The sequence below is a fragment of the Acinetobacter sp. P8-3-8 genome (assembly GCF_000214135.1).
Classification (GTDB): domain Bacteria; phylum Pseudomonadota; class Gammaproteobacteria; order Pseudomonadales; family Moraxellaceae; genus Acinetobacter.
In genome coordinates, this window is sequence record NZ_AFIE01000087.1 from 1 (window position 1) to 6,476 (window position 6,476).

The window sequence follows — 6,476 nt, forward strand, 5'->3', positions numbered from 1 at the left end:
TATTTGCCATCTTTGGAATGCTTTGTATTGGTATCGCTTATCAATCAGTGCAGCTTATGAAAGGTAAATCTTTCATGGAAATTATCACAGAAATTAAAGAAGCCTTTGGAGCAATATTCAGATGAAAATAAGTACAAACGGAATCGATTTAATCTGCTCATTTGAAGGCCTTAGACTCAAAGCTTATGACGATGGTGTAGGTGTATGGACCATCGGTTACGGTACCACGATGATTAATGGTACCAAAGTCAAGAAAGGCGATACTTGTACACTTGAGCAAGCTAAAAGCTACATGGCCCAAGATTTAAAGCAATTTGAATCAGCGGTAAATCAGGTCAAGGTACCGCTTAATCAAAACCAGTATGATGCATTGGTTTCATTAGCTTACAACATTGGAGTAAGCGCATTCTTAAATTCGACTTTGCTTAAAAAGTTGAATGCTAAAGATTATAAAGGAGCGGCTGAACAATTCCTACGCTGGAATCGGGCAGGCGGTAAGGTGATGCGTGGGCTTACGAATCGACGTGCGAAAGAGCGGAAATTATTTGAGAAAGCCCTTTAGAGGGCTTTTATAAACAGTCATAAAACGCACTATTTTACAAAGATATAAGTTTTTAATTCATCCAGGATAGCATTATTTTTTTCTTCAAGAGAGCTGAATAATTTTATAAACTCTGGAGCTGATTGTTTATTCAAAAATCTAGTGTCACTAAAGCCTTGATTTGCCTTATTTGCTAATATATTTTCTGTTTCTTTTATCTCGTTGTAATATTCCATGGTTAGGTCATATATTTTTTGACCTTTTGTGAGGTAGCAAAAAGAACCCATTGTCACTTTATCTATATTGTATGCTTGCAATATAGTATCTTGAAAATCAATAGCAACTCTTCTTTCTGACAACTTGACTTCACTTTTATTATTTTCGATATCCTCTATTTTACATTTAAATTCATAAATTTGATCTGCTTGCTTGTGAAATAAGTGGAATGCATTTTTTGCCTCCAAAGCAATAATTTGCAAATTATGTTGCTCTTTCCAATCATTAAACAATTTTGAAGCAATATATGCAGCGGTTAGTGTAGCAAATCCACCAAAAAAACTAGCAGATATCGATAAAGCATCTTTCAATGGTTGTTTAGTAGGATCCGCATCTGAAAGAACAAAATAATATGATGCGCCAAACACCAATAATGTAAAAATTCCTACAAACAATATCGAAGTTTGAACTGCATTTGCTAATGATATTTTAGATGTTTTTTTATTGTTATTTATAAAATATGCAAACCCTATTAAGCTAAAAAAAATTAAAAAGTAAAATAATAAGAATGTTTGAGCTGCTTGATTTATTTCCATGATAAAAATATTTTTAAAAAGATAGCTTAATTATATAGTTACTTAACCTTGATCAGTCCATTTTTTGAAAAATAATTCTTAGACAGCATATCTCTACTCATAGACCACTTACGATGCTTGAAGTAACAAGGGCCAACAGAAATCTTAGCTTTGCCGTGCTTGGCTTGAATATCCTCATATGCCTGCATTAAGTTTTCATTTAAAGATCTAACTTCGTGATCTGACAATAGATCAGGGATATGACTTGATTTCTCGATTAATTCAGAAAGAAAGACGCCACATTTTTTATACTTAATACCTGGTTTGTATATCTTATCTAATAACCCATAAGTAACATCAACCAAATCTAAAACACAGTCTACTGGTTCAGCAAATTTATATACTTGGGTTTTACTGTAATAAGGTACCGATGCATCAAAAGGATTGGACTGTACAAAGGCAGTAATAACGCCACATAAAAGCTTTTCACTTCTTAATCGTTTAACTGCATCTTGTACATACTTAGACATTGCTTCTTTTAAATCATCAAGCTCCGTGATTTTTTCACCAAAAGATCGACTGGCAACAATTTGCTGCTTAGGTTTTGGTTGATCATCAATAGGCATACAAGAAACGCCTTGTAGTTCAAGTACAGTCCTCTGCATACAAACAGTGAATAATTTTCCCATGATAGGTGGGTTAGATTTTGCTAAATCCAAAACAGTGTTAATACCCATATCATTAAGTTTTTTATTCTGCTTCCTCCCAACTCCCCATACCTCCCCAACTTCAACCAGTGACCAGAAATATTCACGATGTTTCGGGTTCATATTTGCTAAATCACACACTCCATTAAAACGTTTACCTTTCTTGGCCATATGGTTTGCGATCTTCGCTTCAGTCTTTGATCTTCCTATGCCAATGGATACTGGTAAACCGATCCATTGCTGTATACGCTCCCGCATTCCTTGGCAATATTCAACTAAATCATAATTGTTCTTAAAGCTTGTCAGATCTAGAAAGCATTCATCAATCGAATAGATTTCTTGTTCATGTGGTGCAACATAACCTGCAAGTATCGAATGAAATCGACGTGACATCTCGGCATAAATTGCGTAGTTACTAGATAGGACCTGTACATTATTTTTTTGGACGACATCTTTAATTTGAAATAATGGTACACCCATTTTAATGCCCATTGCTTTCGCTTCATTTGATCTTGCTACAGCACACCCATCGTTATTCGAGAGTACAATGACTGGGACATCATTTAGTTTGGGGTTAAAGAAACGTTCACACGAGACATAGCAATTATTGATATCAACAAGCGCAAATATCTTTTCTTGATGTTTCATTTGAGATTCTTAATGACTTTGGTGACTACACCCCAAATCACTAATTCTTGCTCATTGCGAGGAAGAATTGGCTTGCACTCAATATTCTCAGGTTTAAGCCAAACAGCAGGCAAACTATCAAGTAAATCATCTTCGTGAAAGATTTCTACCAATTCATCATGCGACATTCGCTGTGTAATCATCATTCGTTTAACAGTAAATTCATTGTCAATAAATGCAATAACGATGTCTTGATGTTGTGATCTGATGCTACGGTCTACAATTAAATAATCATTGATATCTATACCAATATCTTTCATGGATAGCGATTCAACTTGAACGATAAACGTAGCATCTTTATTGGAAATAAGTAGCTCATTCATATCCACCATTTTATCAACGTAATCAGTGGCAGGGGATGGAAATCCAGCAGCTATCTTGTTGAGTACTAATGGGATCGAGTATTTAACAACAGGTTGAAATGCAGAGATTTTTGAAATATCGCCAATAGTAATCTTGGGTATATGTGTTCTAATATCAATAACTTTTGAATGACTCAAGTGAGCTAATGAAGCCTCACTAAGCTTTAAAAGTTTAGTTGTTGATGCGCCATTATTTAAATTAATGTTCATAAAATAATTCACTTGAATATGTTACATATTCAAGATTCTAGATTGTATGATTTTAAATTTCAAATTTAAAAGCTGTGGATAATCAGTCCTAAATCAAAATAAGTCATTTTGTAGTTTTGTTTCTGATAAATGGTCACGTGAAAAAGTGATAAATTCATCACGCATTTCAAAGAAATATTCATGTGCGTGTTCACTACCTACATTTAGCCAATCATTGCGGTATTGTTCTGGAATGACGATGATTGATCTTTTTTCATCTGTAGGCGCGTGAAATTGCTTCATGAAAGGGTGGTTATCTGAATTAATCGTAAGCATTGAAAAGGATCTTACTTTTGAGTCTTTAATCACAGCATCGTCATAAATGGCTGCGACTGTAAAAGGCTGACCATCTTCACGCTTGATCGTGTACCAGTGTGCTTTGCCCTCTATGTATTTTGGCTCATAAAATTCTTGAACCGGTATAAGACAAAATTTGCTGTATTTCCATGCATGACGAAAACTAGGCTTTTCTGCAACTGTTTCAGTTCTTGCATTATATGTATGTGAACTGAACTTGAAATCTTTAGCCCAGCTCGGTAATAGCCCGAATTTACCAACATCAAGATCAAAACCTTTCATGATGATAGGTGCGTGATAACCCGGGTATATATGTGGCTTCAGCTCTAAATCTAACTGATCTTCGTTGACATCAAGTAATGTGAGGGCTTCTCTGGTGGGAATTTCATAGTTTGAACACATTATTTATTCTCCAACCAAAATACAAAGATTTCTCTATAAACACCATAGCCTTTATATTTAAAAAATGGAACGCCGATTTGCAACGTTTGCTTTATATAGAAATAAGGCCAATCTTTCATTTTTAATAATACCTAATAATTTTTTATTGGAGTTGGACAAGCTGCAAGGTAATGCGTGGGCTATCGAATCGTCGTGCGAAAGAGCGGAAGTTGTTTGAGAAAGCCCTCGGATGAGGGCTAGTAAGGCTAAATTCAATAATCACATAGGTCCAAATTAATGCTTTAAGTTTTAAGGTTGAATTTGTGCTACATATCCAACTTGAATTGGGGAGCCAACATGAGAATATCTCATCATAATTGCACCATTAGCAAATACATCATAACTTCCTTTGTTTGGTATAAAATAAATCCATGATGGTCCTTGAATATCTGGTGGAATCGCCCATCCGATTTGCATCCAAATGTTTTTGGAACTATCTTTTACAACAATTTTTCCACTTTGAGTTCCATAATATTCAAAGATAGGTGAATCATTAAAAAAGAAAAACTGAACAACTACAGGATCATTAGGTTGTATTAGTTTTTGCAAGCCTGAATTAGGTAATAATGGTTTAGATTTTCCAGTTAATTCATTTATATGTGATTGTGAAGCTAAAACAGTCATACTTTGGTTGTATGCCTTTTGGTTGTTTAAAGCCCATGTTAAGGCTTCACTACCTGCATCATCTGCTGGATTTTCAACATTACCTGTATAGTTTTTCACGTAACGAAGAGCAAACTCTTCTATTCCCCATTTTGAATATTGTTCGACATGCTTAAGCTCATGCCCCCACCAAAAAGGATTATTCCATAGCCCTCCAGGGTCAGTTGAAAAAACAATAACATTACCAACAACAACAGCTATTTCTTTTCCCATAAATTTATGAGCTTTGCCAATTCCATTTGGTAAAGTAAACTCAATATCACCAATTACATATCTTGCACTGTCTAAAACCTCCTTAGAGTATAAGCTGGCTAATCCATCTTTTACATCTTTAGGCAATGGCTTAGCATTAGCTATATGCCTTTCTTGAGCTTCTCGTATTGCAGCTGCAAGTGGCATAGCGAGGATTTGCATTGGATCTTGACCCAATAAAGTATTTGTAGCAACTTGACCTGAAGATTTTATTATTTGGGCTTGGTAGTTGTCATAAAATGTTGCTACATCGAATATAAGTTCACCGCCTGAACCTGATTTAGCAACAACCTTGCGAGCTTCTTTATAAATCTGAGTTTGTGGCCAAGTTGTAATTTCTGATACAGCTGCAGGAATAGGTGCGTGTGCTTTAATTAAATCTTTTGTAGGGTCCAGTATTGTTTCAGGGTTTTTGCCCTCTACAATAACTTTAGCAGTATTAATGATGGTTTTTGTTGGAGCAGTAATAATTTGCTCAGCTGTCTTTAAGGGTTCCCATCCATTAATTGAAAATGCATGAGATTGCTGTAATATTAGTACATAACAAATTAGGCTTGAGAAAATCCTTTTATAATTAATCTTATTCACATCTGACTCCTTAGATTTATTTGTTTTCAATTTTAATTATGAGTTTTAATTTATAATGATTCTATACCCAAAATAAGGGGTAAGATCACAATGTTTACATTATTATCTAGATTCCACAAATTAAAAATCTATACTATTGTCAGGACAATTAATTTTTCCATTTTAAAAAGAATCATCTGAACTATTTCATGTCCTCTTTTTGTAACAAAATTAATGGGCGAAACTTGGGCACCGATTAGATATAACATATTGATTTTTATGAATGAGTATTACGTTGACATCGTAGAGGTCAGCAGTTCGAGTCTGCTTATACCTACCAAATTTTAAAAATCATATAAACTTATACAACTTAATATGAATCATAAAGCCTTGAATCTAAAAGATTTAAGGATTTTTTATTGGCTAATATAACCTCATATGAACTTATACATTTGGGCTGTTCTTGTATCCTTATTTGTATCATGATTAAATTTGATCCTAGCCAAAATAATGGACACATCGTCCCTCTAAAGATAACGTAATGTTAACTTTGGAGATGTACACATGGGTAAACGCTTTAGTCCGGAATTTAAACAGCAAGCAATTGATTATGCACTTGCAAACTCACATGAATCATTAGCATCAATTGCGGTAAAGCTTGGTATTGGTTACTCGACACTTGATAAATGGATTCGTACTGCTAATCCAGAAGGCTCAAGCAAACGTCAGTTAACACCTGAGCAACAACGAATATTAGATCTAGAAAAAGAAGTCAAACAGCTCAAAGAGGCAAATGACATACTAAAAAAAGTGCATGTGTATTTCCTCACCGATCAAGGCAAGAGAAGTACACGGTAATCAAATACTTTGCAATGAGACTGGTTAAAGTCACTACGCTGTGCAAACAATTTGGTGTCAA

6 protein-coding genes and 1 pseudogene are annotated in these 6,476 nt (G+C 34.6%); 2 read left to right on the forward strand and 5 right to left on the reverse strand.

Going from position 1 to position 6,476, the window contains the following annotated elements; translation table 11 throughout:
• Positions 1–121 precede the first annotated feature (121 nt).
• Positions 122–562, forward strand: a complete 441-nt coding sequence (locus GGG_RS0118015) for a lysozyme (RefSeq protein WP_010117524.1) — start codon at positions 122–124, stop codon at positions 560–562.
• Positions 563–591: 29 nt separating this feature from the next.
• On the opposite strand, the gene GGG_RS20515 is transcribed toward GGG_RS0118015, so the two are convergent.
• From GGG_RS20515 to GGG_RS20520, 5 genes are all read right to left on the reverse strand, one after another.
• Positions 592–1,353 carry a hypothetical protein gene (locus GGG_RS20515; protein WP_010117525.1) on the reverse strand — a complete coding sequence of 254 codons (762 nt, stop codon included), beginning with the start codon at positions 1,351–1,353 and terminating at the stop codon, positions 592–594.
• A 38-nt stretch (positions 1,354–1,391) separates the two neighbouring features.
• Positions 1,392–2,687 (reverse strand): Y-family DNA polymerase, encoded by a 1,296-nt coding sequence (locus GGG_RS0118025; RefSeq protein WP_010117526.1) that lies wholly within the window; start codon positions 2,685–2,687, stop codon positions 1,392–1,394.
• Positions 2,684–3,298, reverse strand: coding sequence for a LexA family transcriptional regulator (locus GGG_RS0118030; RefSeq protein ID WP_010117528.1), 615 nt, complete (start codon positions 3,296–3,298; stop codon positions 2,684–2,686). Before GGG_RS0118030 ends, GGG_RS0118025 begins: the two co-directional genes overlap by 4 nt.
• A gap of 93 nt (positions 3,299–3,391) precedes the next feature.
• A complete protein-coding gene (locus GGG_RS0118035) occupies positions 3,392–4,036 on the reverse strand; it encodes an SOS response-associated peptidase (RefSeq protein ID WP_010117530.1) in 645 nt (214 codons plus the stop codon).
• A 288-nt stretch (positions 4,037–4,324) separates the two neighbouring features.
• A complete protein-coding gene (locus GGG_RS20520; protein ID WP_010117532.1) occupies positions 4,325–5,578 on the reverse strand; it encodes a hypothetical protein in 1,254 nt (417 codons plus the stop codon).
• A 543-nt stretch (positions 5,579–6,121) separates the two neighbouring features.
• Here GGG_RS20520 and GGG_RS0118050 point away from each other — a divergent pair.
• Positions 6,122–6,476 (forward strand): annotated as a pseudogene (locus GGG_RS0118050) (transposase); the annotation flags it as partial.

Coding starts and splice junctions, on each gene's coding strand:
- GGG_RS0118035 (WP_010117530.1), bottom strand. CDS start 4,036: ATGTGTTCAAACTATGAAATTCCCACCAGAGAAGCCCTCACATTACTT.
- GGG_RS20515 (WP_010117525.1), bottom strand. CDS start 1,353: ATGGAAATAAATCAAGCAGCTCAAACATTCTTATTATTTTACTTTTTA.
- GGG_RS0118030 (WP_010117528.1), bottom strand. CDS start 3,298: ATGAACATTAATTTAAATAATGGCGCATCAACAACTAAACTTTTAAAG.
- GGG_RS0118025 (WP_010117526.1), bottom strand. CDS start 2,687: ATGAAACATCAAGAAAAGATATTTGCGCTTGTTGATATCAATAATTGC.
- GGG_RS0118015 (WP_010117524.1), top strand. CDS start 122: ATGAAAATAAGTACAAACGGAATCGATTTAATCTGCTCATTTGAAGGC.